This is a genomic window from Kitasatospora sp. NPDC003701 (assembly GCF_053587085.1).
Map to the genome: position 1 here is coordinate 12,493 of NZ_JBSFNM010000081.1, position 25,551 is coordinate 38,043.

Annotated in this window: 25 protein-coding genes; 15 read left to right on the top strand and 10 right to left on the bottom strand. The window is 72.7% G+C overall.

From position 1 onward, the window contains the following. The first annotated feature begins 124 nt into the window (after positions 1-124). The 4 genes from ACWDRR_RS40305 to ACWDRR_RS40320 all read left to right on the top strand — a co-directional run bounded on the left by ACWDRR_RS40305 (position 125) and on the right by ACWDRR_RS40320 (position 3,304). Positions 125-841, top strand: coding sequence for a hypothetical protein (locus ACWDRR_RS40305; protein ID WP_449777275.1), 717 nt, complete (start codon positions 125-127; stop codon positions 839-841). Positions 842-1,036: 195 nt separating this feature from the next. Then, positions 1,037-1,711: an SMI1/KNR4 family protein gene (locus tag ACWDRR_RS40310; RefSeq protein WP_449777276.1), complete on the top strand. Its 675-nt coding sequence runs from the start codon at positions 1,037-1,039 to the stop codon at positions 1,709-1,711. A gap of 112 nt (positions 1,712-1,823) precedes the next feature. Next, positions 1,824-2,249 carry an ester cyclase gene (locus ACWDRR_RS40315; RefSeq protein ID WP_449777277.1) on the top strand — a complete coding sequence of 142 codons (426 nt, stop codon included), beginning with the start codon at positions 1,824-1,826 and terminating at the stop codon, positions 2,247-2,249. Between the two features lie 35 nt (positions 2,250-2,284). Then, positions 2,285-3,304, top strand: coding sequence for a LuxR C-terminal-related transcriptional regulator (locus ACWDRR_RS40320; RefSeq protein WP_449777278.1), 1,020 nt, complete (start codon positions 2,285-2,287; stop codon positions 3,302-3,304). 47 nt (positions 3,305-3,351) lie between these two features. On the opposite strand, the gene ACWDRR_RS40325 is transcribed toward ACWDRR_RS40320, so the two are convergent. Next, positions 3,352-3,828, bottom strand: coding sequence for a MarR family winged helix-turn-helix transcriptional regulator (locus tag ACWDRR_RS40325; protein WP_449777279.1), 477 nt, complete (start codon positions 3,826-3,828; stop codon positions 3,352-3,354). A gap of 70 nt (positions 3,829-3,898) precedes the next feature. Here ACWDRR_RS40325 and ACWDRR_RS40330 point away from each other — a divergent pair, with 70 nt between their 5' ends. The 3 genes from ACWDRR_RS40330 (at position 3,899) to ACWDRR_RS40340 (ending at position 6,067) form a co-directional block, all read left to right on the top strand. Beyond that, positions 3,899-4,822 (top strand): alpha/beta hydrolase, encoded by a 924-nt coding sequence (locus ACWDRR_RS40330; protein WP_449777280.1) that lies wholly within the window; start codon positions 3,899-3,901, stop codon positions 4,820-4,822. Between the two features lie 373 nt (positions 4,823-5,195). Continuing rightward, the gene (locus tag ACWDRR_RS40335; RefSeq protein ID WP_449777281.1) at positions 5,196-5,570 is read left to right on the top strand and encodes a hypothetical protein; all 375 of its coding nucleotides are present in this window, start codon (positions 5,196-5,198) and stop codon (positions 5,568-5,570) included. A 158-nt stretch (positions 5,571-5,728) separates the two neighbouring features. Then, positions 5,729-6,067 carry a nuclear transport factor 2 family protein gene (locus tag ACWDRR_RS40340; protein ID WP_449777282.1) on the top strand — a complete coding sequence of 113 codons (339 nt, stop codon included), beginning with the start codon at positions 5,729-5,731 and terminating at the stop codon, positions 6,065-6,067. A gap of 73 nt (positions 6,068-6,140) precedes the next feature. Here the strand turns inward: ACWDRR_RS40340 and ACWDRR_RS40345 are convergent, their stop codons facing one another. Together ACWDRR_RS40345 and ACWDRR_RS40350 are read right to left on the bottom strand one after the other, a co-directional pair. Next, a complete protein-coding gene (locus ACWDRR_RS40345; RefSeq protein ID WP_449777283.1) occupies positions 6,141-7,703 on the bottom strand; it encodes an AMP-binding protein in 1,563 nt (520 codons plus the stop codon). A gap of 200 nt (positions 7,704-7,903) precedes the next feature. Next, positions 7,904-8,695, bottom strand: coding sequence for an alpha/beta fold hydrolase (locus ACWDRR_RS40350; protein WP_449777284.1), 792 nt, complete (start codon positions 8,693-8,695; stop codon positions 7,904-7,906). A gap of 61 nt (positions 8,696-8,756) precedes the next feature. Here ACWDRR_RS40350 and ACWDRR_RS40355 point away from each other — a divergent pair, with 61 nt between their 5' ends. The 4 genes from ACWDRR_RS40355 to ACWDRR_RS40370 all read left to right on the top strand — a co-directional run bounded on the left by ACWDRR_RS40355 (position 8,757) and on the right by ACWDRR_RS40370 (position 12,961). Further along, positions 8,757-9,176, top strand: coding sequence for a MarR family winged helix-turn-helix transcriptional regulator (locus tag ACWDRR_RS40355; RefSeq protein WP_449777285.1), 420 nt, complete (start codon positions 8,757-8,759; stop codon positions 9,174-9,176). 70 nt (positions 9,177-9,246) lie between these two features. Further along, positions 9,247-9,750 carry a MarR family winged helix-turn-helix transcriptional regulator gene (locus ACWDRR_RS40360; RefSeq protein ID WP_449777286.1) on the top strand — a complete coding sequence of 168 codons (504 nt, stop codon included), beginning with the start codon at positions 9,247-9,249 and terminating at the stop codon, positions 9,748-9,750. Between the two features lie 385 nt (positions 9,751-10,135). Further along, positions 10,136-11,971 (top strand): glycoside hydrolase family 15 protein, encoded by a 1,836-nt coding sequence (locus tag ACWDRR_RS40365; RefSeq protein ID WP_449777287.1) that lies wholly within the window; start codon positions 10,136-10,138, stop codon positions 11,969-11,971. Positions 11,972-12,037: 66 nt separating this feature from the next. Beyond that, entirely contained in the window at positions 12,038-12,961 is a 924-nt protein-coding gene (locus tag ACWDRR_RS40370; RefSeq protein ID WP_449777288.1) for an NADP-dependent oxidoreductase, read from the top strand. A gap of 137 nt (positions 12,962-13,098) precedes the next feature. On the opposite strand, the gene ACWDRR_RS40375 is transcribed toward ACWDRR_RS40370, so the two are convergent. The 3 genes from ACWDRR_RS40375 to ACWDRR_RS40385 all read right to left on the bottom strand — a co-directional run bounded on the left by ACWDRR_RS40375 (position 13,099) and on the right by ACWDRR_RS40385 (position 16,500). Next, the gene (locus ACWDRR_RS40375) at positions 13,099-14,556 is read right to left on the bottom strand and encodes an ATP-binding protein (RefSeq protein WP_449777289.1); all 1,458 of its coding nucleotides are present in this window, start codon (positions 14,554-14,556) and stop codon (positions 13,099-13,101) included. Next, positions 14,553-16,229, bottom strand: a complete 1,677-nt coding sequence (locus ACWDRR_RS40380) for an FAD-dependent oxidoreductase (RefSeq protein WP_449777290.1) — start codon at positions 16,227-16,229, stop codon at positions 14,553-14,555. The genes ACWDRR_RS40375 and ACWDRR_RS40380 overlap by 4 nt, the downstream gene beginning before the upstream one ends. A 148-nt stretch (positions 16,230-16,377) precedes the next feature. After that, entirely contained in the window at positions 16,378-16,500 is a 123-nt protein-coding gene (locus ACWDRR_RS40385) for a ribosomal protein bL36 (RefSeq protein WP_449777291.1), read from the bottom strand. A gap of 340 nt (positions 16,501-16,840) precedes the next feature. Between ACWDRR_RS40385 and ACWDRR_RS40390 the strand changes: the two genes are divergently transcribed. Together ACWDRR_RS40390 and ACWDRR_RS40395 are read left to right on the top strand one after the other, a co-directional pair. Then, on the top strand, positions 16,841-18,958 hold the full coding sequence (locus tag ACWDRR_RS40390; protein ID WP_449777292.1) for a SpoIIE family protein phosphatase: 2,118 nt from the start codon (positions 16,841-16,843) through the stop codon (positions 18,956-18,958). A gap of 99 nt (positions 18,959-19,057) precedes the next feature. Beyond that, complete coding sequence (locus tag ACWDRR_RS40395; RefSeq protein ID WP_449777293.1) at positions 19,058-19,678, top strand: hypothetical protein; 621 nt, start codon at positions 19,058-19,060, stop codon at positions 19,676-19,678. Between the two features lie 157 nt (positions 19,679-19,835). Here the strand turns inward: ACWDRR_RS40395 and ACWDRR_RS40400 are convergent, their stop codons facing one another. Next, entirely contained in the window at positions 19,836-20,438 is a 603-nt protein-coding gene (locus ACWDRR_RS40400) for a TetR/AcrR family transcriptional regulator (protein ID WP_449777294.1), read from the bottom strand. Between the two features lie 93 nt (positions 20,439-20,531). Here ACWDRR_RS40400 and ACWDRR_RS40405 point away from each other — a divergent pair, with 93 nt between their 5' ends. Beyond that, complete coding sequence (locus ACWDRR_RS40405; RefSeq protein ID WP_449777295.1) at positions 20,532-20,999, top strand: nuclear transport factor 2 family protein; 468 nt, start codon at positions 20,532-20,534, stop codon at positions 20,997-20,999. Positions 21,000-21,114: 115 nt separating this feature from the next. Continuing rightward, entirely contained in the window at positions 21,115-21,630 is a 516-nt protein-coding gene (locus ACWDRR_RS40410; RefSeq protein ID WP_449777299.1) for a putative immunity protein, read from the top strand. 228 nt (positions 21,631-21,858) lie between these two features. Here ACWDRR_RS40410 and ACWDRR_RS40415 read toward each other — a convergent pair whose 3' ends face one another. From ACWDRR_RS40415 to ACWDRR_RS40425, 3 genes are all read right to left on the bottom strand, one after another. Then, complete coding sequence (locus tag ACWDRR_RS40415; RefSeq protein WP_449777296.1) at positions 21,859-22,344, bottom strand: YfbM family protein; 486 nt, start codon at positions 22,342-22,344, stop codon at positions 21,859-21,861. Between the two features lie 189 nt (positions 22,345-22,533). Next, positions 22,534-23,925, bottom strand: coding sequence for a pyridoxal phosphate-dependent decarboxylase family protein (locus ACWDRR_RS40420; protein WP_449777297.1), 1,392 nt, complete (start codon positions 23,923-23,925; stop codon positions 22,534-22,536). Positions 23,926-24,092: 167 nt separating this feature from the next. Further along, positions 24,093-25,190 (bottom strand): hypothetical protein, encoded by a 1,098-nt coding sequence (locus ACWDRR_RS40425; protein WP_449777298.1) that lies wholly within the window; start codon positions 25,188-25,190, stop codon positions 24,093-24,095. Between the last annotated feature and the right edge of the window lie 361 nt (positions 25,191-25,551).

Genomic DNA, 25,551 nt, shown 5'->3' on the forward strand with positions numbered 1-25,551 from the left:
AGTGCCGAAGCCGCTGGCGCCCCCTGTTGCAAAAGCTGCAACAGGACAGGAGACGCCAATCGACTCGCACCAAATGACGGGGGCGCGTCGCAAAGGTCATCGACAGAGAAAGGTTTGCGGGGCAATGTTATCTCCGGATGAACAGCGTCGAAAGCTGGAGAGGGATCTTCGCCAGCATGCGCATCGCGTCGACCGCATCAACGAAGAGATTCGAAACCTCAACAACGAGCTGAGGATCCACAATATTCTCTTGTCGCTCGGGCGAGACACGAAGCTTCTGACCTTGCTCGATCAGCTGCGCGACGACGAAGTCCTGGCACGCACATCACGTGAAGTCGGCCGCTCGTTCTTCGAACAACAAGGTGTTGAGCTCCCTCCGGAGATCCAGGCGGTGACCGGCGCCCCGACAGACCACGGGGCGAGGATACGTGGTGTCTTCCTCGACGATGCCGGGCGCGAGTACGAGGTGGTGTGGGACTCGCAGCGCGGATTCGACGTGCATCCCGAAGTCCGAACGAAGAATCCGCTGGACCTCACCCTGTCCCACACCAAAGAACGGACCCAGGAGAGCACAGACTTCACCCTCACGGGGACGGGGTTCACTCCCAATGGCCAGGTCTCCATGAACATATTCATGGAGCCGGGGCTCACCGTCCCGAACAGGGACATCGGAAGTGTCTCCGCCAACCATCTTGGCGAGATCAGCACGTTTCACCGCGCCTGGTACCTTCACGGTCCGGACCCTCAGACGAGAAACCCGGCTTTCATCGCAAGGGACGTGACAGAGGATCAAGCCGCGATCGACGAGGTCTCCAGCGCCTCTTGGTATCCCTTGTTGTGAACGCGGAGTGAGCACACCGCTCCCCCGCCTTCCGCCGGACACCAGGCCACTGCCCTCGGTCAGCCGCTACGACCGGTTGCTCCGACACCGCCAAGCTCCCGCTCCACATCGTCGGCCCGGGACGGACGGAACCATGCAGACAGCACCCTGCCCATCGCACCAGCGGTGTCGCAGCCGCAGGCTACCCTCCGCCACATGGATGATCAGTTGTGGGTGGGTGTGCGGGGCCGGGTGCAGACACTGGCCGGCGCATCCGCGGCGGAGCCTCGGCCCGTGTTCGGGTCGATCGGCCACCGGTTCCGGCTCGAGCCTGTGCTGTCACCGGCCGAGCTGGCCGAGCTGGAGGCCCAGATCGGCATCCGGTTGCCGCAGGAGTACCGGACGTTCCTGCTGACGGTCGGCGCGGGCGGGGCGGGGCCGGCCTACGGAGTCTTCGCCGTGCAACGCGAGGACGGCCGGTGGCGGTGGACCGGCGACGGCGCCGACCTGGCCGACTGGTCCCGGCTCGCCGAGCCGTTCCCGGCGCAGGGCCCGGACCCGACAGTCGTGGAGCAGCTGTTGAAGGACTGCCCCGAGGAAGAAGGGTTCGACGACATCGAGGACTTCGACTCCGCCTACGAGGACTGGGACCGGCGGTGGGGCGAAGTGATGTGGAATCCAGAACGCACGGTCGGCGCGATCGTGATCTGCCACCTGGGCTGCGCCGACCGGCAGTGGCTGGTGATCAGCGGACCCGAGCGAGGCCGGATCTGGTCCGACAGCCGGGTCGACCAGGTCGACCTGGCCCCGCTCCGGACCGAGCACGGCCGGCCCGTGACGTTCGCCCGCTGGTACCTGGACTGGCTCGCTCACGCCGAACACAGCCTGTGACACCCACCCGGGACACAAGGAGCTCCCCGGCAGTCCGGAGAGGAAACCCCAGCTTCTTGGGGTACCAGGGGCCCGACCCGCGTCGAAGACTGTGGCTATGGACACCACCGAGATGACCCGAATCGCAGACAACCGAGAGACCGTGCGTGCCTTCATCGACGCACTGTTCACCAAGGGCGACCTCACGGCGGTCGACGAGTACCTCGCCGAGGACTTCCTCAACCACGACCCGCCGTTCGGTTCCGACACCGGTCGTGAGGGCATGCGCGGGGCCGCTGCCCTGTTCCGCGGTGCTTTCCCGGACTGGCACGCCACGCCCGACTTCCTCGTCGCCGAGAACGACATGGTCGTGGAGCACTTCAGCGCCACCGGCACCCAGCTCGGCGAGATCTTGGGCGCGCCGGCCACCGGCCGCACCGTCACGCTTCGGGGGATCAATATCTTCCGGGTCCGGGAGGGGCGCATCGTCGAGCGCTGGGGCCGGCTCGACGAGCTGGGGCTGCTGCGCCAGCTCGGGCTCGCCCAGGGCCCGGGGTAGTCGGGAGTACCATCGTGCTTGTGGCAGGTGCGGCCGTGGAACGCCGACTCGCCGACATCGAACGACGGTGCCGCAGCGGGCTGGACAGCACCGCTCCGGGCACGGACATTCTTGGCCGTCTACGCCGGGTGGTACCGGCGGAGGCGGCCTTCTTCGCGACCGTCGACCCGGTGACCCTGCTGTTCACCTCGGCGACCGCCGAGGACCCGCTGGGTCCCGCGACGGCGCGCTTCCTGGACAACGAGTTCGGGCGGGCGGACGTCAACAAGTTCGCCGGCCTCGCCCGGGCGGCGGACCCGGTCGGCTCCTTGGACCGGGCCACCGAGGGCAACCGGACGGACAGCGCCCGCTACCGGGAGATCATGGCTCCCCTGGGGCTCGGCGACGAACTGCGCGCCGCGCTGGTCACCGGGCACCGCTGCTGGGGCGTGCTCTGCCTGCACCGGGAGGCCTCCTCCCCGGGCTTCACCGGCGAGGAAGTCGCCCTGGTCCGGCGCATCGCTCCGGTACTGGCGACCGGTCTGCGCACGGCGGTGACCGCAGCACCGCCTCCGGAGACCGTCCCCGGTCCGGACGGGGTGGGTCTCATCCTGCTCGACTCCGCCCTCAGGACCGTGTCCATGAGCCCCGAAGCCGAGCAGTGGCTGGCCGACTTCCCCGACGGCGACCGGCAGGACGCGGGCCGGCTCCCGGTCAGCGTGCTCGCGGCCGCCTCCGGCCCGGTGCCCTCGACCGTCCGCGTCCGCGGGCGCTCGGGTCGGTGGCTCGCCCTGCACACCAGCCGCCTGGGCCCGCAGATCGGCGTGGTGGTGGAACCGGCCCGACCGGCGGAACTCGGAGCGGTCCTGCTCAGCGCCCACGGACTCACCGATGCCCAGACCCGGGTCGCGGCCATGGTCATCCGGGGACTCTCCACCCGCCAGCTGGTCGACGAGCTCCACATCTCCGCCAACACCGTGCAGGAACACCTGACCGCCGTCTTCGACAAGTTCGGTGTCCGAAGCCGCCGCGAGCTGGTCGCCGTGGTGCTGGCGGACCTGTCAGGGTTCGCGTAGCGAGGGGCCGCCGGTGTCGGCCCCTGCGCGCGCCGACTCCCGCCGCGTCACCCCGTGGGCATGCCGATCCGGTCGCGTTCCAGGACGGTTCGCAGCTCCGCGAGGGCCTGCGCGGCGGCCGTCATGGGAGACGCCTTGAGTGCGTCTGCCATCAGCTCGGCCAACCGCTCGGTGAAGGTCGCTTCTGCCGCGTCGACCAACTGCAGGCCTTCGTCGGTCAGTTCCAGCAGTGACGACCGGCGGTCCGACGGGTTCGGCACGCGGGCGACCCATCCCTGCCGCTCCAGGCGGTCGACGCCCTTGCTGGTGGCCCCGATGCCGACGGCGAACTCGCCCGCCAGGTCCGCCACCCGGGCCCCGGGGTGGTCGCGGAGGTGGCGCAGGAACTCGAATTGCGACGTGACGACCCCGTGCCGCTCGCGAAGACGGTCGTTGAGGGCGTTGTACAGACGCGTCTCGCATCGGACGAGGTCGGCGAAGAAGCTCGGGAGGTCGACCGTCTCACCGCTCACTTTGGATGCCATGGCATATAGTCTACGTTAGATGCCACGGCATATAGTGCGGAAGAAGCTACTTACGGCAGGAGCACGCGTCATGAGCAAGGAACAGCGCACGCGGGTCGGTGCGATGCTGCGGCAGCCCCGGCCCGACGGCCCCCAGTCGGTCGAGGCGCTCCGCGCCGGATTCCGGGCGATGATGGCCGGGATGATCATCCCGGACGGCCTCCTCCTCACCGGGACGACGCTCGGCGACCGACCGGCGCTGCACGTCGAGCCGGGCACCGGGAAGCGCACCGGGACGATCCTGTACTTCCACGGCGGCGGCTGGGTGTTCGGCTCCCCCGAGACCGCGCTGTCGCTGACGGGGAACCTCGTGGCCAGGACCGGGTTCACGGCGTACTCGCTGGACTACCGGCTCGCCCCCGAGCACCCGTTCCCGGCCGCGATCGAGGACGTGCTGAGCGCCTACCGCGCCCTCCTCGACAGCGGCGAGGACCCTTCGACCATCGCGTTCGCCGGGGACTCCGCCGGCGGCGGCCTCAGCATCACCACCTGCCTCGCCCTCCGCGACGCCGGTCTCCCGATGCCCGCCGCGATCGTGGCCTTCTCCCCCGGCCTCGACGCCACCCGGACCGGCGAGAGCATGGACACCAAGGAGGGCATCGACCCGATCTTCACCCGCGAGAGCCTGGGGCACACCGGGGACATGTACCTGGCGGGAGCCGACCCGCACCAGCCCCTGCTCAGCCCCGCCGTCCTCGCCGACCTGACCGGCTTCCCGCCGATGCTCCTCCAGGCGGGCACCAACGAGGTGCTCCTGGACGACTCCACCCGGATGGCCGCCCGCGCCCGCGCGGCCGGAGTGGACGTGATCCTGGACATCACCGCCGATGTGCCCCACGTGTTCCAGTCCTTCGCCGGCGTGCTCGACGAGGCCGACCAGGCACTGGACCGCGCGGCTCTCTTCCTCACGCAGCGCGTCCGCATTCCCGAGACCGCGACCGAGTCAGCCCGGTAGAGCCCGGAGTCCACTGGCCGGAACCGGCGCCGGCCGCCGGGGTACTGTCGGCCGAACGGCCCGCGGACCGTCACCGGGATGCGGCAGGCCGCCGGACTGGCCGGGCAGGGCCACCGGTCGCGAGCGCACCCGTTCTGCGCACGGGCGGCGTGGAACCCGGACCCCGGGGCGCTTGCCCCAACCGCGGGGGCAACCGGACGTCGACTCACCTACCGGCTGCTCAAGAAGAGTCGCTCCACCCCGGCCACGACGGGACGGGCCCGGCGGGGGCCCTACCGACGAAGGACCGGCGGCGGGCGGGCCCGGCGGATAATGGTCGGGACCGCAGGCCGGCCGCGGCGGCGGCACCGATCGATGGAGAGGCAGTGGACGGATGACCCTGGAGGAAGGACGGCGCGTCAGGCTGGCCGAGGACGTCGAGGTCGGCGAGGCGGTCGCCGGGGAGCCCGGGTCCGTCGTCGGGTTCCTCTCGCTGGGGGCCGGGATCGAGGGCACCGTCGAGCGGGTGGACGGGGAGCTCCCGGAGAGCCACGAGGTCCTCGAGTACCAGCGGCTCAAGGCGCTGTTCGAGGACTACGGACACACCATGCCGGCGGCGAGCCGGGAGCGGCTGGAGGCGGAGATCGCCGTGCTGGAGCCGGAGTGGACCGCCCACCGGGAGCGGGGGAAGCGGGTGACGGTCCGGGTCCGGTGGGACAACGGCTTCGTCCTCGACGGGGCGCACCAGGACGTCCTCACCCTCCTCTAGAGCTGCCGGGTGCCGCCGGCGGCGTGCCGTAAGGCTCGGGACCCGGGCGGGTCCTCCGGGTTTGCCGGGTGGCGGGTGAGGTACGTCTGCTGAGGCCTCCCCCGGGCCAGTGCCCCGGGCGAAGGCTCCGCACCCCCCGGCCGAACCCTGGAGATCGAATGAGCGCCAGCCCCGCGAGCGTCGTCGAGGCGGCGTTCCGCTGCTACCGGTCGCAGGACCGGGACGCCGCGCTGCCCCTGTACGCCGACGACTTCACGTTCACCAGCCCGCAGGACGACCGCATCGACAAGGCCGCGTTCTTCCAGCGGTGCTTCCCCACCGCCGACCGCTTCAGCGAGCAACGCCTGCTGCGCGTCACGCCCGCCGACGAGGAGCTCGTCTTCGTCCAGTACGAGTACGAGCTCGCCACGGGCGGCCGGTACCGCAATGTCGAGGCGATCACGGTGCGGGACGGCCTGATCCGCGAGGTGCAGGTCTACTTCGGCGGCAGGGCGTAGCCGGGTCCGGGGCGCGTCCCCGGGTCGCGGCGTTCGCCTCCGGTGCGGAGGGAGCGCCGCGCCCGGGGGCGGGTCAGCCCGCGAGGGTGGCGCGCAGGCGCTTCTTGTCCGGCTTGCCCACGGAGGTGAGCGGGATCTCGGGCACCAGGTGCAGGGCCTCCGGGGCGTAGATGCGGCCCTTGTTGGCGGTGACGAAGGCGCGGACGTCGTCCAGCTCCGGGTGGTGTCCCGCGGCGGGGACGACCACGGCGTGGACGTGTTCGGCCTGCTGGGCGTCGCGGAGGCCGAGGACGGCGCACTGGGCGATGGCCGGGTGGGTGAGGAGCAGGTCCTCCACCTCGGAGGGGTAGACGTGCCCGCCGACCACGATGATCTTGTCCGTGAGCCGGTCGGCCAGGTAGAGGTAGCCGTCCTGGTCGACGTAGCCGATGTCGCCGGTGTTCAGCCAGCCGTCGCGCAGCACCTCGGCGGTGAGGTCGGGCCGCTTCCAGTACCCCGCCATGAGGCTGTGCGAGCGGACGTGGATCTCGCCCTGCTCACCGGTCGGCACCTCGGTGCCGTCGGCGGAGCGGATCGCCACCTCGACGCCCGGGAGGGGGTGGCCGACGGAGAGCTGGCCGCCGTGCCCGATCCGGTCGTGGTCCTGCGGGGTGAGGACGGCGATGTTCTGCGCCTCCGACATCCCGTAGCCGCTCGCCAGGATCGGCCCGAAGACCTTGAGCGCCTCGCGGACGCGGGTCGGCGAGGCGACGCAGCCGCCGTACAGGACGCGCTGCAGGCTGGAGAGGTCGGTGCTGGTGATCGCCGGGTGGTCCAGCAGCCGGTAGAGCAGCGGCGGCAGGACCCAGAGGTCGGTGATGCGCTCGCGCTCGACGGCGGCCAGCACCTCGCCGGGGTCGAAGGAGCGCTGGATGAACACCGAGCCGCCGTGGTGGAGCGTCAGGTCGCTGAGCACACCGGCGAGGTGGGCGAGCGAGGTGGCCGCGAGGAGGCGGGGTGCGTCGCCGTCCGGACCGAACGGGACGTCGAAGACCCTGCGGTAGGGGCCGTGCAGGCTGAGGATGCCCTTCGGGATGCCGGTGGTGCCGCCGGTGTGGCGGATGCCCAGGTCGTCGTCCGGGCCGATCCGCACGGCGGGGGGCTCGGCGGGGTGACGGGCGGCGAGGGCGATCACGTCCTCGCCGATCGTCTCCGGCCCCGGGCCCAGGGTGAGGACGGTCGGCACGTCGGCCAGGGCGAGCAACTCGGGCGCGTCCGCGTACCGTTCGGCGTCCACCAGGAGGACGGCGGTGTCGACGCTGGCGACGATCCCGGCGAGGACCGGGGCGCTCATGCCGTCGTACAGGTTGACCAGCCGGGCGCCCGCGATCCCGGCGGCGTAGCGGGCGCTGAGCGCCTCGGGTGTGTTGCCGGTGAGCAGGGAGACGGTCGTCCCCCTGGTCACGCCCCGGGCGATGAGTTCGTGGGCGAGGCGGTAGGTGGCGGCGGCGAAATCGCCGGCGGTGATCCCGACGCCGTCGGCGGTGGTGATGGCCGGCCGATCGGGGTCGCGGGCGAGGGACCGGAGGATCAGGGCGGGGGCGCTGATGAACTCCGCGTCGTTCATGGCCACTTCTTCTTTGTAGTTTGCAACCATATCGACAGGCTATCCCCATCCCGGGCGCCGCGATGCCGAATTGGGGACCGGCATCGCGGGGGCGGGCCGAAACACGTCGGCTCGGTACTCGTTGCCGCGGGCCGAGCGGGATCCCCGGGAGTCGAGCCCGGTACGGAGGTGGGCCCGGGACGGGCGCCGACTGCGCTCGGGGTCGTTCACGCGCAGCCGGCCGCCGACGGTCACGCGGTGGCGGTGGACCGGGTGCCCGTCCGGTGCAGGTGGGCGTCGATCAGGGCGGTGGTGGCTTCCGGCCGTTCGATCTGCGGAAGGTGGCCCGCCCCGGGGACGACCGCGAGCGTGCCGTCGGCGAAGGCGTCGGCGTACGCCGCGCCGTACGCGGGTGTGACGATGCGGTCGCTCTCCCCCCAGACCAGGAGGGTCGGCACCCGCACGTGTCCGAGCCGGCGCAGGAGCTCGGGGTCGTGCATGTAGGGGTCGCCCGCGAGCGTCCGCATGGTGGCCATGTTGGCCCCCCGGCGGGCGAGTTCGTCGGCGGGGATGCCGGCGGGGTCGACGTGGTAGCGGTCCGGGTCGTGCCAGGAGTGCTCCGCCACGCCGCGTGCGTCGAGGGCGAAGAAGTCGGTGATCGGTTCGCCCTCGACGTGAACGCCGACGGCGTCGATCAGGACGAGGCCGGTGATGAGTCCCCCGGTGTCGCGCACGGCCATCTCGGCGGCGATCCAGCCGCCGAGCGAGGAGCCCACGACGAGGACGTCGTCCAGTCGGCGGTCGCGCAGGTGGTCCAGGTAGGCGAGGGCGAGGTCGTCGATGCCGATGAGCCATTCCGGGCGGTGGGTGCCGTCCCAGCCGGGGTGCACGGGCGTGATGGCGTGTGCCGTGCGGGAGATGTGCCCGGCGAGGCCGGCGACGGTGGCCGGTCCCCCGCCGCCGTGCAGGATCAGGACCGGCCGGCCGGTGCCGGCTTCGGACAGGGTGAGGGACAGGTCTGCTGCTTCGCGGTTCGTGGTCATGCCCCCAGAGTAACTAAACATCTTTATATAAGCTAGCTTGGTCATGCCGTAGACTCGGCGCATGAACGGTGAGCTGCAAGAACTCGGCAGAGCGGTCAAGCAGGCCCAGTACCGGCAGCACCGGGCGCTCGACAGCGCGCTCTCCACCGTGGGCACCACGCTGGCCCAGTGGGACGCCCTGCGTGCGATCAGCCGCTCGCCCGGCGCCTCGGCCCGCGAGCTGGCCGCGGCGACGTTCCAGACCGAGCAGGCCTTCGGCACGCTCGTCGGCCGCCTGGCGACCCAGGGTACGGTCGAGCGCCGACCGGGCCACGGCCGGCGCATCGAGCACCACCTCACCCCCGTCGGCGAGCAGGTCCTGGCAGCCGGCCACCGGATCGCCGACGAGGTCCTCGCCACCTGCTTCGCCGCCCTGCCCGCGACGGACCGCGCGACCCTGTTCGACCTGCTCCAGCGCCTCACGGCCGAAGAAACCGCGTAGGCGACCGGGAGGGCGGACTCCGGCGGTCCGAGCCCGATTGACATGACTGTTCAAGTGATACGCTCCAACCATGACGAGCCAGGACGGGGTACCCCAGGCACCGCCGGACGAGCCGGCGGACCTGTGGCTCACGCCGGCCGAGCTGGCCTCCTGGATGTCGGTGGTCCGCCTGATCACCCGGCTCCCGTGGGCGATCGACACCCAGCTCCAGCGCGACGCGGAGCTGAGCATGGTCGAGTACATGACCCTGGCCATGCTCTCCGAGGCCCCCGAGCGGACCTTGCGCATGAGCACCCTGGCCGAGCACACCAGCACGTCGCTGTCCCGCCTGTCGCACCTGGTGAAGCGACTGGAGAGCCGGGGCTACGTGCGGCGGGAGCCGGATCCGAGCGACGGGCGGTTCACCAACGCCGTCCTCCTGCCGGCCGGCACGGGGAAGCTGGAGGCGGCCGCCCCCGCCCATGTGGCCCACGTCCGCCGCCTCGTCGTCGACAACCTGTCCGGCGAGCGCCTGCGCAGGCTCGGGCAGGACGCGGAACGCATCCTGCAGCGCATCGACTCACCCGCGCGCTGACACCTGTGCCCTGACGGCACCCGTTCACGGGTGCGAACCGCCAGGCCCTCCTCCTCGCACGGAAGCGAAGTGCGGGAGCCGACCGCCAGCACTGACTTGAAGGTTGAAGTGCATACCGGAAGGCGTCGGGCCCCGGCGTCGCCCCGTCACCCGCGTGGCACCCGCAGCCGATGGCGCCCACCGCACCGCTGTCGGCCTCTTCACGGCAGGACCGACCCGGACGGCGTGCCTTCCGTGCGCATCCTCGAGGTCCCGAGCGGCCGGGGGCACCACACCCGAGCCGGCCCCCCTCGCGTCCTCAGGGGGCCCGCGCCCCGAGTACCGATCTAGCATGAAGAGCAAGGCTTCAACTCCAGGCCCGCGCCGCAGCGGCAGGGAGGCCGGAATGGCGTTCGACACGACTGGTTTCGAGCTGGCGGGCAGCAGCCGCTACCTGCCGATATCCGAGCACGGCCTGATCGGCGATCTTCGTACGACCGCCCTGGTCGGCACCAACGGCACCATCGACTGGTACTGCTGTCCGCGCTTCGACGCGCCCAGCGTCTTCGGGTCCATCCTCGACGCCGACCGGGGCGGGTCCTTCGAGCTGGCCGCCGAGGTGCCGACACGCACCCGACAGTTCTACTTCCCTGACACGAACGTGCTGATCACGCGGTTCTTCGCCGCCGACGGCGTGGCGGAGATCCAGGACTTCATGCCGGTGGTCGACGACTCGCGCGAGGCGGCACGGCACCGGCTGATCCGGCGGGTGGTCTGCGTCCGCGGCGCCCTCCCGTTCAGGGCGCGCATCGCCCCGCGCTTCGGCTACGGCGCCGAGGCGCACACCGCCCACCTCGAAGGCCACGCGGCGGTGTTCCGCTCCCCGTCGCTGACACTCGCGCTGACCGCCACCGCGCCCCTGGAGAGCGACGGCCTGGACGTGTGGTCGCACTTCAAGCTCCTCGAGGGCGAGTCCAACGTCTTCGCCCTCGACCAGATCGGCGACGACGTCCCGGCGCGGTCCTGTCCGCGTGCCGAGGCGCAGGAGCAGGCCGAGGCGACCGTCCGGTTCTGGCGCCGCTGGCTGGCCGGTTCGCAGTACCACGGGCGGTGGCGGGAGATGGTGAACCGCTCCGCGCTGCTGCTGAAGCTGCTCACCTACGCGCCGACCGGCGCGATCGTCGCCGCGCCGACCACCAGCCTGCCCGAGCGGATCGGCGGCGAGCGCAACTGGGACTACCGCTACGTCTGGGTCCGCGACGCCGCCTTCTGCGTCTACGCCATGCTGCGCCTCGGGTTCACCTCGGAGGCCGAGGCGTTCATGGGGTTCCTCGGCGAGCGCGGCATCATGCGCGGCACCGGTGCGAGCGGCCCGCTGCAGATCATGTACGGCATCGACGGGCGCAGCGAACTGCCCGAGTACGAGCTGCCGCACCTGGAGGGCTACCTCGGCTCCGGGCCGGTCCGGGTCGGCAACGCCGCCACGGGCCAGCTCCAACTGGACATCTACGGCGCCCTGATCGACTCCGTCTACCTGTACGACAAGTGGGGGCAGCCGATCAGCAGCGCCCGCTGGGACGAGGTCGGCGCGGTGGCGGACTGGCTCTGTGAGCACTGGGACCAGCCCGACGAGGGTATCTGGGAGACCCGCGCGGGCCGGCGGGACTTCGTGTACTCGCGGCTGATGTGCTGGGTGGCCCTGGAGCGGGCGATGCGGATGGCGAACCGCCGCGGCCTGCCGGCCGACCTGCCCCGCTGGCGGGAGTCCCGGGACGCGATCTACCGGCAGATCATGCGGCGCGGCTGGTCGACCCGGCGGAGCGCGTTCGTCCAGTCCCTGGACGGCCATGACCTGGACGCCTCGCTGCTGATGATGCCGATGGCCAAGTTCGTCTCGCCCACCGACCCCAAGTGGCTCTCCACCCTGGACGCCCTCACCGCGGACCTGGTGTCCGACTCGCTGGTCCACCGCTACGACCCGACGACCAGCCCGGACGGCCTGTCCGGAGCCGAGGGCACCTTCTCGATCTGCTCCTTCTGGTACGTGGAGGCGCTGGCCCGCGCGGGCCGGCTGGAGGAGGCCCGGCTGGCCTTCGAGAAGATGCTCACCTACGCCAACCACGTCGGTCTGTTCGCCGAGGAGATCGGCCCGACCGGCGAACAGCTCGGCAACTTCCCCCAGGCCTTCACCCACCTCTCGCTGATCAGCGCCGCCTTCAACCTCGACCGCGCGCTGGGCTGAGGCGCCGGCGCCACCCGGAGGCGCGGCCCACGCCCCTGCCGGCTTCGGCGAGCCGAAGGAGAGATCATGCCCAAGGCGGTCAGGTACGACGAGTTCGGCGGGATCGACGTGTTGCGGGTGGATGAGGTGGAGCGCCCGGTGCCCGGGGAGGGGCAGGTCCTCGTACGCGTGAGAGCGGCCGGCATCAACCCCAGTGAGGCGGCCATCCGCACGGGGGCGGTGGCGCGGATGTTCCCGTCGACGTTCCCGTCCGGGCAGGGCAGCGACCTCGCCGGGGTCGTCGAGGAGCTCGGCGCCGGGGTCGACGGCTTCTCACCCGGCGACGAGGTGATCGGGTTCAGCAACCAGCGGGCCGCCCAGGCCGAGCTGGTCCTGGTCGAGGCCGGTGACCTCACGCGCAGGCCGGAGCGGGTCCCGTGGGAGGTGGCCGGCAGCCTGTACGTCGTCGGCGTGACCGCGTGGGGGGCGGTGCGCGCCGTCCGGCCCGAGGAGGGCGAGACCGTCGTCGTCTCCGGAGCCGCCGGCGGAGTCGGCTCGCTCGCCGTCCAGCTCGCGCGGCGTACCGGGGCCACCGTCATCGGCCTGGCGAGCGGGAGCAACCACGCGTGGCTGAGGAGCCACGACGTGATCCCGGTCGCGTACGGCGACGGCGTCGCGGACCGCATCAGGGCCGCCGCGCCCGGTGGCGTGGACGCCTTCGTCGACACCTTCGGCGACGGGTACGTCGAACTGGCCCTCGGCCTCGGTGTCGCGGCCGACCGGATCGACACCATCGCCGATTTCGCGGCCGCCGAGAGGTACGGGGTGAAGACCGACGGAGGGGTCGCGGCCGGGCCCGGCGCCACGGTGCTGGCCGAGCTGGCCGGCCTGATCGCCGACGGACAGTTGGAGGTGCCGATCGCGAACGTCTACCCGCTGGCGCAGGTCCGCGAGGCCTACACCGAGCTCGAACGGCGCCACACCCACGGGAAGATCGTGCTCAGGCCCTGATGATCCACCGGCGGGTTCGCCACCTCGCCCGGTCGGAGCCGTCGGTCGAGGAGGAGCTTCCGCCCGGCGGCCGGTTGATCGCCGCAGCGTTCGCGCAGCACTAGGCGGCACGGTCGGGCCGATCGGCCTCCCGGTGGTCACGGCTGCTCCTGCGGGGCGTCGGACTCCACGGGGTCGATCGGGAGGCGGACCTGGAAGCGGGTGTCGCCCGGGACCGACTCGAGTCGCAGGTCGCCGCCGTGCCGGTTCACGATGATGCGCCAGGAGATGTCCAGGCCGAGACCGGTGCCCTCACCGGCGGGTTTGGTGCTGAAGAACGGGTCGAAGACCCGGCTCTGCACGTCGGCGGGCACGCCGGGGCCGGTGTCGCGGACCTCGACCAGCACCCGGTCCCCGTCCCGTGCGGTGCGAACGGTGAGGGTGCCGTCGGCGCCGGTGCTGCGGATGGCCCAGGCGGCGTTGTCGATCAGGTTCGTCCAGACCTGGTTCAGCTCGGCGGGGTAGCCGGGGATGCCGGGCAGGGTGCGGTCGTAGTCGCGCACGACGGTGATGCTCGGGCCGATCTTCGCGGAGAGCAGCAGCAGCGTACTGTCCAGCAGCTCGTTCACATCGGCGTTCTGGTACGGGGCCCGGTCGAGCTGCGTGTACTGCTTCGCCGCACCGACGAGTGCGGAGACGCGGTTCGCGGCGTCCTCGATCTCGTCGAGCAGGAGCTCGGCCTCCACCGTGCAGCTCAGCCAGTTCAGCGCTCTTCCGAGCAGGTCTTCCGGCAGCGCCCCGGCGATCCGGTCCAGCCAGTCGATGCCCAGACCCGCCTCGACGAGGACCGGCGCCAGCTCCCAGCCGTCGGCGACGCCGTGCGCCTCCAGCCAGTCGCCGATCTCGTCCTCGCGGTCGGAGGCCTCCAGCGGGTTGAGCGCCGAGGCCTGCCCGATCCGGCCGATCGTCATGTCCTGCAGTTCCCTCAGGTGCGCCAGGTCCCCGCCCCGGCGCGGGTCGGCCGCGAGCTCCGCGAATTCGCGGCGCACCCGGTCGATGCGCTCCCGCAGGGCCGAGGTGGCGCGTACGGCGGCAGCGGCGGGGTTGTTGAGCTCGTGGGTGAGCCCGGCCGTCACCGACCCGAGGGCGAGCAGCCTCTCCCGCTGGCCGACCGCCTCCTGGGCGCTCTTGAATCCGAAGAACAGACCCTCCAGCAGGTGGACGGCCATCGGGAACCAGCTGCGCATGATCTCCGCGAAGGCTTCCGCGGGCAGCACGAAGAACCTGGACCGCTCGGCCGCCCGGAGCGAGTTGTTGTAGACCTGCGGCACCTGGTCGCCGAGGTAGGCCTGGAACGCCCCGGCGTACACGCCGGGCGCGGACGTCCGGCTGACGTCCACCTGCTGACCGCCGACGCTGCGCGAGACGACCACGGTCCCCCGGAACAGCACGAACAGGCTCGCCGCGGGGTCGCCCTCCCGGTAGACGGGGCCCGGGTCGAACCATTCGACGTGGCCGTCCCGGCACAGCTGGGCGAGTTGGTCGGGGGCCAGCTTCTCGAACAGGAACAGCGTCCGCAGCTCCCGCTCGTCGCACTTCTCCTGCGCGGAGGTCATGACTGCTCCAGGTACCGGTGCGCGAGCATGACGGCCATGGCGCCCTCGCCGACCGCGGAGGCGACCCGCTTCGCGGACTCCGCCCGCACGTCTCCGGCCGCGAAGACGCCCGGCACGTTGGTCTCGAGGTGGTAGGGGGGCCGATCCAGCGGCCAGCCGGCGGGGGCGCGCCCGTCGGTGGTCAGATCGGGGCCGGTGAGCACGAAGCCTCGCGCGTCCCTGAGCACCGTGCCGTCCAGCCAGTCGGTCAGCGGTGCCGCGCCGATGAAGACGTACATCCACTGCGCGTCGACGGTCTCGGACGTGCCGGTCGCACGGTTGCGCAGGGTCAGCCCTTCCAGGTGGTCCGTGCCCCGGGCGGCCTCGACGACCGTGTCCGTGAGCACCGTGATGGCGGAGGCGTCCTCGACCCGCTGGAGCAGGTAGTAGGACATCGAGGCGGCCAGCTTCGGTGCCCGCACCAGCAGGGTGACCCTCCGGGCGCTGCGGGAGAGGAACATCGCGGCCTGGCCGGCGGAGTTCGCGCCGCCGACGATGTACACCTCCTGCCCTTGGCAGGCGGCCGCCTCGGTCAGGGCCGAGCCGTAGTAGACCCCGCGCCCGGTCAGCCCGGCCACTCCCGGCACGTCCAGCTGCCGGTAGGACACACCGGTCGCGAGGATCACGGTGTGTGCCGAGACGGCGGAGCCGTCGGCGAAACGCAGCGTTCGTGCCGCCCCCTTCACCTCCAGGCCGGTGACCGTGCACGCCGTGAGCAGCTCCGCGCCGAACTTCGTGGCCTGGCGGCGTGCCCGGTCGGTGAGCTGCGCTCCGGAGACGCCGTCGGGGAAGCCCAGGTAGTTCTCGATGCGGGAGCTCTGCCCCGCCTGTCCACCCGTTGCCTCGCGTTCCACGAGGACGGTGCGCAGACCCTCCGAGGCCCCGTAGACGGCGGCGGCGAGGCCGGCGGGGCCGGCGCCGACGATGACCAGGTCGTAGAAGTCGGCCGCGGGGGCGGTCGACAGCCCGACGTGGGCGGCCAGGTCCCGCTCGGCGGGCTCGACCAGGGCGGTGCCGTCCGGGGTCACCACCAGGGGCAGCCGCAGACCGTCCTGCCCTGCCGCGACCAGCAGTCGTCCGCCCTCCGGTTCCTCGCTGGAGTACCAGCGGTACGGCACCTGGTTGCGGGCGAGGAACTCCCGGATCCGGGAGGAACGGGCCGACCAGCGGTGGCCGACGACCTTGGTGACGTCCACGGCGCGGCCGTCGCCGGCCCGCCACGTCTCCAGCAGGTCGTCCACCACCGGGTACAGCTTCTCCTCGGGCGGCTCCCACGGCTTGAGCAGGTAGTGGTCGAGGTCGACGACGTTGATGGCGTCGATCGCGGCGTTGGTGTCGGCGTAGGCGGTGAGCAGTACCCTTCGGGCCGTCGGGAACAGATCGAGCGCCGCTTCGAGGAATTCGATGCCGTCCATCTGCGGCATCCGGTAGTCGGCCAGGATCACCGCGACCGGGACACCCCGCAGTTTCAGCGCGCGCAGCGCCTCCAGCGCCGAGGCGCCGGACTCGGCGCGGACCACCCGGTAGTCCTCCCCGTAGCGGCGGCGCAGGTCACGGGCGACGGCCCGGGAGACCGCGGGATCGTCGTCCACGGTCACGATCACGGTCCGCACCTCATCGGTGGCCTCTGCCATGGTTCACCACCCAGGACTGTCGCGGGGCCGAAGGGGGAGCACCCCTCCAGTCTGATCGCTGGTGCGCGGTGCGGCCCGCTGTCGCGGTACCTGCGGAGCGGCCGCCGCGGGGCCCGGGGGGCTTACCCGCGGCCGACCACCCGGTCGGTCAGCCCTGGCGGGCCTTGTACCGCGGGTCCCGCCTGTTCAGCACGAAGGTCTTTCCGCGCCGGCGGACGACCTGGGCCCCGGGCCTGGCTTTCAGCGTACGAAGTGAGTTGCGCACCTTCATCTGCTCGTCCTTTCACTTGCACTCCGCCGTCCTGGCGTCGCGAGCACGTCAACACGGCCCCGTCGGTGGTTGTTCCCTCCGCAGAGGGAGCCGCTGTCCGGTCACCGACGGGAACAGCACGTAGCGGGCGGTGTCCGCACCCGGCTGCGGGGAAGCCGGGACCACGCCCGCCCTCGGTGCGGGAAATCGTGCGCCTCCCGGCGGGCGACACCGCCCGAGCTGTCCAGCGGGCCCGCGCGGAGAGACGATGGAGGACACCGGACGGAAGGCGAGGTCGAGCGACGCGGGCTGGAGCGGACGAGGCCGCCGGGACCGGTGGCGGGCGGAAGGAAGGCCGGGAATGAGCGCCTCCGATGCGGGCCGGCCCCTGGCGGGCACGGTGCGGGCCGCCGCGTCCGAGCCCGGTGGCCTGCTGGACCTGCTGGGTGTGGCCGCCGCGGTGCTGGACGCGAAGGGGCGGGTCGCCCTGTGGAGCCCGCAGGCGCAGGACCTCTTCGGCTGGAGCCCCGAGGAGGCGCTCGGCCGGTACGCGGCCGAGCTGCTGGTCTCCGACGAGAACCGGGGTCTGATCCTCGACCTGTTCGCCGAGGTGATGGGCGGCGGCGGGCAGTGGGCGGGAGTGTTCCCGGTGCGGCACAAGGACGGCAGCACCCGGCTGGTGGAGTTCCGCAACATGCGGCTGCAGGACGAGCGCGGCCGCCTCTACGCCCTGGGGATCGCCACCGACGAGGCCACGCTACGCGGCGTCGAGCGCGATCTGGCCCTGTCCGCGCGGATGGTGGCCCAGTCCCCGATCGGGCTGGCGGTGCTGGACACCGACCTGAGGTACGTCCTGGTCAACCCGACGCTGGAGCGCATCAACGGCCTGCCGGCCGAGCAGCACCTCGGTCGCGAAGTCCGCGACGCGCTGCCGTTCCTGGACACCGGGGTCGTCGAGTCCGCGATGCGCCGGGTACTGGCGACCGGCAAGCCGCTGGTGGACCAGTTCACGGTCGGCCGCACGCGTGCCGATCCGGACCGCGACCGCGCCTGGCGGGCGTCGTACTTCCGGCTGGAGGACTCGGCCGGGCGGGTGCTCGGCCTGGCCGTCTCGGTGGTGGACGTCACCGAGCAGCACCGCGCGGCCGCCGAGGCCGCCCGCGCCCGACAGCGGCTGGCACTGGTCGCCCAGGCGTCCATGCGGATCGGCACCACCCTCGACCTCGGCCGGACCGCCCAGGAACTGGCCGACTTCGTCGTCCCCGACCTCGCCGACATCGCCGCGGTCGACGTCCTCGACTCGGTCCTGAGCGGACGCCCGCCCACCCACGGGCCGGTCGCGGGGCCGGTGAACCTGCGGGCCCTGGCCGTGGCGGCGGCCCACCCCTCCGACGCCCTGCGCGCCGCCGACCCGGTCGGGGAGATCGCCAAGTACGACGCCGACCGCCTGGTCACCCGGTGCGTGACCACCGGCCGTCCGGTGCTCGTGGCCCACGTGACGGACGAGGACCTGCCGGGCATCGCCCGGGACGGCGAGGCCGCGGCCGTGCTGGCCCGGGCAGGCCTGCGCTCCTACCTGGCGGTGCCGCTGATCGCCCGCGGCGAGGTGCTCGGCGCCCTGGACCTCAAACGCACGCGCGATCCGCTGCCGTTCGGCGAGGACGACATCGTGCTGGCCGAGGAGCTCGCCGCCCGCGCCGCCGTGTGCATCGACAACGCCCGCTGGTACCAGAGCCAGCGCAACACGGCCCTGACCCTGCAGCGCCACCTGCTGCCGCACGTGCCCACGCGGCCCGTCGGTCTGCAGGTCGCCTCCCGGTACCAGCCCGCGGGACGGGCCGCGCTGGCCGGCGGTGACTGGTTCGACGCCATCGCGCTGGCCGGCGACAAGACCGCCCTGGTCGTCGGCGACGTGATGGGCCATGACATCAACGCCGCCGCCGGAATGGGCCAGCTGCGCACCGCCACCCGCACCCTGGCCGATCTCGACCTCGACCCGGCCCAGGTGCTGCACCACCTCGACCGCGTCACCGCCGAACTCGACGAGACCATCGCCACCTGCGTCTACGTCGTCCACGACCCGCACCGCCGGCGGTGCCGCATCGCGCTGGCCGGCCATCCGCCCCCCGTACTGGACCGCCCCGGTCGGGCCCCGGTGCTGCTGGAGCTGCCCCCGGGCGCGCCGCTGGGCGTCGGCGGCGTCCCGTTCGAGTCCACCTGGGTGCGGCTGGAGCCGGGCGACCGGTTGCTCCTGTACACCGACGGCCTGGTGGAGACCCGTGACCAGGCCATCGACACCCGCCTCGACGCCCTCATGAGCCTGCTCCGCGGGCCCAGGCTCCCGCTGGAGGCGACCTGTGACCGTCTGCTGACCGCCCTGCGGCGGGCGGACGACGACGATGACGACGTGGCCCTGCTCATCGCCGAGGCCGACCCGGCCCCGGGTCCGGGTCCGGGGCCGGTCGGGGACGCGGCGTGAGGGGTGCGAATACCGGCGCCCAGGTGTGATTCGGCGTGTGAGCGGCGGGGAACGCGCCGGGTACGGGCGCCGGGCGCCCCTGTGGGAGAGCATGCCGTCATGGACATCGAATCGCTTGTACGCACCCGCCGCGCCTTGCACGCGGTCGCGGAGCTGGTCCTGGCCGGACCACAGCTGCGAACCAGTGGCACGATCAGGCTGCGCGCCTCCCTCGGCGGCTTCGCCACCCGGGCCGAGCCGAACGTGCAGGTCGTCGGCGCGGACCTGGTGGCGTCCGGGCAGCGCCTCTTCCTGGAACGGACCACCTGCGCCGCACTGGCGGCTGCGATCGGGGTCACGGTCGGTGCGCCCGAAGGGCTCTACCAGGACGGATCCGGTGTCGGCCCCGAGGACGTGATCGAAGCCGATCCGCAGCCGGCGCACTGGATCGCGCACGGTTTCGCGGTCGGCGATGCCGCCCTTCGCCGGATGTTTCCCGGGGCGGATCCGGTTCTCTGGCCCGAGCACTTCGACCTCGGCGTGACCGTGGCCGCGGTGAACTACGGGGTCTCCCCGGGCGACGGCTTCCAGGCGGAGCCCTACGCCTACGTCGGCCCGCACACCCGGCAGCAGGGGACGTACTGGAACGCGCCGTTCGGCGCGGCGGCCACGGTCCGCGAGCTCGGCGGCGTGGACGGTGTGCTGGCCTTCTTCGAGCAGGGCCGTCGGTTGGCCGGTTGATCATCACCGACCGCCGCCGTGCCGATCGCTCGCGGGCCTCTCGGCGGCCGGCCGGCGGCTCGACGACCGGAGCTGCCGCGCCGCGCTCCTGAACACCCGCAGGGGACCTGCGGTGGCGCTCCCGCCCGCCCTGCGGCGCATGGACAGCGGGCGCCCGTCAGGCGCTCCCCGGCCGGCGGGTGGCGCTGTGGTCGACCCACCAGACCGGGGCGCACGCCACGGCGGCGTCGACCAGCTCCTCCTTGGTGACGGACGGGTCGGCGACCCACGCCTTGATGGCGCCGGCGAAGCCGTGGGCCAGGAACTGCGCGACCACCCGGTGGTTGAGGCCCGGAAGGTCAGGGCCGGGAGCGCGAGCCAGGAAGGCGAGGGCGTACTCGCCGAAGTGGCGCACCAGCGCGTCGTAGACGCCGCGGTCCGCCGGCTCGGCCAGGGCGTGGCGGTAGACGTCGGCGAAGCGCTCGACGTGATCGGCCACCTCCACGACGGACAGCCGGAGCAGCTCCGGACCGGACGCTCCTTCGGCGCGACGCCGGTCCTCCAGGCGGTGGCCGGTCTCCAGGTCCGCGTGGAGCGCCTCGATGAGCGGGTCGACCAGGGTGCTGTAGCGGTTGTAGAACGTCGCCCGGGTGATCCCGGCGCGTTCGGCCAGTTCGGCGACGGTGATCCGGGAGACGGGTCGCTGCGAGGCGAGCTCGACGACGGCCTGCCGCAGGGCGGCGGTGGTCCGGGTGACCCGCGGATCGGTTCCCTCGGTCATCCTGCTGTCCTCCCGGGTCGTTCCGTCCGGTTGCGGCGGCCCGGCGACCGGTGCTCTTATACAGGTGTCAAATAGTTTCACGAGGGAGCCGTCATGTCCTCCCACACTTCGATCCCACCCCGGGAAGCCGCCGACCGGCTCGCCATCCGTGAGCTGATCGACGCCTACGCGCACTGCGCCGACCGGCGCGACGCCAAGGGCCAGATGGCGCTGTTCACCGAGGACACCCGCTTCCTGGTCCACCTGGACGCCACCTCGGCGGAGCCGACGCAGGAGCTGCACGGGCGCGAGGCCCTCGCCCCGGTCTTCGACAACCTGAACAGCTACCGGGCCACCACCCACTTCAACGGCCAGAGCACCGTGTCGATCGACGGTGACCGGGCGAGCGGCGAGAGCTACTGCCTGGCCCACCACATCTCGTTCGGTGAGGACGCCGAGCGCACCATCATGGTCGCCTCCATCCGCTATCTCGACGAGTTCGTCAAGCAGGACGGCGCCTGGTACTTCGCCGAGCGCCGCCTGCTGGTCGACTGGACCGAGACCCGCCCCTGCGCGCCCTGAGCCTTCAGCGGTTCGACACGCACTGGAGTACGGTCGCGATGATGTCCAACTCTGGTTTCACACCATGGCGTTGGATACGCTCACCGGACACGCGCAGCCGAGCCCCTGGACCACCATGATCCTGCCCAAAGATCGCGACTCCCGCTTCATCACCATCCGCCGCGGGGGGACGCTCACGGACCCCGACCACCGGCTCCTGGCCCTGTGGGCCGCCGCTTGCGCGGAGCACGTTCTGCACCTCTTCGAGTCGGTGCGGCCCTCGGATCCGCGCCCCCGCGAGGCGATCGAGCAGATCCGGGCATGGACGGGCGGCGAGATCAAGATGTCCCAGTCCCGAGCGGCGGGTGGCCATGCCATGGCTGCGGCGCGCGACCTGAGCGGAGCCGCCCGGCACGCCGCGTACGCGGCCGGCCAGGCGGCAGTCGTGGCGCATGTCGCCGCACACGAGCTCGGCGCCGCGGCCTACGCGATCAAGGCCGTGCGTGCCGCGGTTCCCGGACGGGAGGCCGAGAGCGCCGGCAGGATCGAGTGCCGTTGGCAGCGCGAACAGCTCCCGGATGCGATCCGCGAACTCGTTCTGGACGATCAGCGGCTGCGAAACGAGATCTGCTGGTCGGTCTTCGACTGTTGACGGCGTGACGACTTGTCCGCACCGACCCTTCGGAACCGGTGATCCAGTGGCGGGCCGGCTCGGCTCGCAGGTTCGTGATAGCCACCCGGTCCGGGCAGCCGTGGCGTGTGCAGCGCGGCTCGTGGTCGGCGAGATCCCTCACGGACCGGCTGTCCGCAGCGCACGACGGCTCCCGTTTCGCCGACCGGCGCATCGTCGGGCCGGAGGCCGAACACCTCCGGCGGAGCGCTAGCAGGTCCAGACGAGCACCCCGTGCCGGTACCGGGACGCGGTCCGGAAGAAGTCGGCGAGGGCCCGGTAGTGACCGGACGCCAGCAGCAGCGACTCCTCGCCCGCCCAGCCGCCGGGCAGCGGGACCGCGGCGGCGAGGTCCGCCGGGGTGACTCCGTCGATCAGGGTGCCGGGCGGCAGGGCCGCGAGCGCGTCGCCGGCGGTGCGGACGCGCTCGGGGGTGAGGGAGCGCGGCGGGCCGTAGCCCCAGTCACCGGCGACGCCGAGCTCCTCCTCGCCGTGGACGATGTCGACGGGGAAACCGCGGCGGCGCAGCAGGAACTCCAGTACGGGCCCGCTCCGGCCGATCTCGTGCAGCCGCCCCCGGGCGGCCGCCTCGTCCTCGTCCAGCTCGGCGACCAGGGCCCGCGCCCAGTCCGGCTCCGCCGCCGCTCGCTGCAACTGGCCGGCGCTCAGCCGGAGATAGCGACCGTTGATGCTCATGGCCCGTCAGCCTAGAGCCGGTGGGGCCGCCGGCTCCGGCCGGGCTCCCCCTCGGCGGCGGCCCCGGCCGGTTCGGCGAGGTACGGGCGCTCGTGGCGTCGACGCCCGGGACGGTCGGCGAGGTCGGCGGCAGGGCCGACCGTCCCGGGGAGGACCCGCGCGCCGGGCGGGAGGAGCCGGGCCCGCCCGTCAGCCCGCGGCGGCCGCCGCGCGCAACGCCGCCAGGACGCGGTCGGTGTCCGCACCGGTCGTGCGCCAGTTGCTGAAGGCCGCGCGAACGGCGGGCACCCCGTCGAGCACCGTCGGCGTCAGGAACGCCTCCCCGGAGGCCGCGACGCGGCGCAGCAGGGCGTCGACGTCCGCCTGCGCGGGCTGCCCGGCCAGGGTGAAACAGACGACGTTGAGGCGCACCGGCGCCACCAGCCGGAAGGCCGGGTCCGCGGCGAGGGCCGCACCCAGTCGGGCCGCCTCGGCGCAGTTGCGCTCCACGACCTCGCGGTGGCCCTCACGGCCGTAGGCGGTCAGCGCGAACCAGGCCGGCAGGGCCCGCAGCCGCCGGGAGTTCTCCGGGGCCAGGTGCACCGGGTCCGGGTTGCCGGTCGGGGCACCGAGGTACGGCGAGGCGTTGTGGAAGGCGGCGACCTGAAGGTCCCGGCGGCGGGTGAACTGCACGGCCGCGTCGTACGGGACGTTCAGCCACTTGTGCAGGTCGACGCAGACCGAGTCGGCCGCGTCCAGGCCCGCCACGAGGTGCGCGCGGGTCGGCGAGAGCGCCGCGAAGGCTCCGAACGCGGCGTCGACGTGGAGCCAGAACGGGTACCGCTCGCGCAGCGCGGCGATCGCCCGCAGATCGTCGAAGTCGACGGTGTTGACCGTGCCCGCGTTGGCGACGACCACGGCCGGACGCCCGTCCAGCGCGGCCAGCTCATCGGCGAGCGCGGCCACGTCGACCGCCTCCCGGCCCTCCAGCGTCCGCACCTGCCGCAGGGCGCCCCGGCCGAGCCCGAGCACGGACAGCGCCTTCCCGATGCTCGAATGCGCGGCGCCCGACAGGACGTCGACCGGCCCGAGGGCGGCGAGGCCGTCCTGGGTGACGCTGACGCCGCGCCGCTCCCCCACCCACTCGCGGGCGACGGCGAGGCCGACGAGGTTCGACATCGTCGCGCCGCTGACGAAGACCCCCGTGTGGGCCTCGCTCAGGCCGAAGAGGTCGCGCAGCCAGCCGATCGTCTCCTGCTCCAGGTCCGCTGCGGCCGAGCCGGTGCGGTTGCTGACGTTCTGGTCGAAGGCGGCCGTCAGCCAGTCGCCGGCGAGGGCGGCCGGGGTCGCCCCGCCCGTGACGAAGCCGAGGTAGCGCGGACCGGCGCTGCCGCTGAACCCCGGCTCCCAGCGCTCCGTGAACAGTTTCAACGCTCCGTCGGCGCCGCTGCCCTCGACGGGAAGCGGCAGCCCGGGCCCGGGCTCGCCGGGCCACACCACCGGACGGTCCGTGAGGCCGGCGAGCGCCTGCTCGGCGTGGTCGCGTACGGCGTCGAGGAGTTGGGGCAGGCGGGCGAGGTCGTCACCGAGTCGAGGATGCATGACGACAGCCTAGGCTCGGGCCCGGCCGGGCGGGGCGCCGGTGCCGGAACCGTCCGCCGGCACCCGGGGGCACGTGAGGCCCGGGAGCACGACCCGCGCCCGGGGCCGCCGTGCGGACGGCCGCTCCCGGATTCCGGGAGCGGCCGTGACGGGCCGGGGCGGCGGGGTCAGGAGGCGGCCAGCTGCCGGTCGGCGGCGAAGGCCGCGGCGGCCCGGATGTGGCAGTAGTACCCGGCCGGGTCCTCCGAGTAGCGCCAGGGCAGCGCGTCCACATGGCCGTCGACCAGGTTGAACTGCGTCATCGCATCGACCGGCCGGTCCGTCATGAGGTAGCACCAGGCGAGCAGGTGCCGGATCTCGGCGGCCCGGGGGTCACCGGCGGGTGCCGCGTCCACGGCGCGGCGGGCGTCGCCGATGGCGGCCTGCGCGTACGGGGTGGACCAGTAGGTGTCCTCGGCGTCGTCCGGCTCGTGCTCGTGCAGCGCGATCAGCCGCATCCCGGCGAGCAGGCTGCCCTCCGGGGCGGCCGAGGCCGCGCGATCGGCGAACGCGTTGGCCTGCTGCGCCGAGCCGTGCCACTTGGCGCACTGGTACTGGACCGCCGCGTAGTGGCCCGGGTAGCTGTGGGGGTCGCGTGCGGTCAGACCGCTCCAGACCCGGTCGAACTCCTCCTGCGGGTAGTTGAGGCCGAGCGCGACCCACAGCTCGCTGATCCACGGCACCGGGTCCTCGGGGCCGAGCCGCTGGGCCTCGGCACAGGCCTCGCGGGCCTCGGCGAGCACCCGGTGGAAGCCCTCGGCCTGCTCCTGGCTGGTGTGCTCGGCGAACGCCGCGCCGCGCAGCCTCCAGGCGAGCTTCACCAGCCCGTAGGCGTGCACGGCGGCGGCGTCCGGGTCCCCGGGCCGCTCGGCGCGCCAGGTCTTCAGGAAGCCGTCGTCCTCGGCGGCGGCGTCCGCCAGCTCCTCGACGAGCCGGTCCCGCAGGGCCCAGTCCCGGCCGGCGGCGGCCAGGTGGTCGGCGCAGGCGCGCCAGTCACCGGCCACGGCGAGCTTCCGGACGGCGTCGAGCTCGGGTGCGGCGCAGGCCCGCTCGACGTCCTGCCGGTCCTCGGGCAGCATGCCGTACTCGGTGACCACCCGCTCGCGCCACGCCTCGATCTCGACCTCGTCGCGGGCGCCCCTGCGTTTGACGATCCAGGTGACGATCTTGAGCGCGCAGATCACGGCGGCGGAGAAGGCGAGGGCGACGACGGCTTGCGTTGGCATGGTGGACCTTGGGTATCGGGAGGGAGCGGGCGCCGAGCACTTCAACCGGCGCGGGCCGACCCCGGCGAGGGGGCGGCGACGCGCGTACGCGGCGTCCTCCTGGGGGGGTCGCCTCGGAAACGGCGCAGGTGAACGTGTGTACGGCAGGTGAAGATCGTAGCTGGCCGGACCGGGTGCCCCGCACAGGGGTGCGGTCGGCGCACCGGCGCCGGGCGGGGGGCTCCCCTCGCCGCTCAGGGCGGGGGTTGCCGCCCGACGCGGCGCGGTCGCCGGGACCCAGGGCAGGGTCGGGCCCTGGAGCAGGGTGAAGACCACGACCAGGATGAAGACGATGTTGAAGACGTCCTGGGCCATCGGCGCG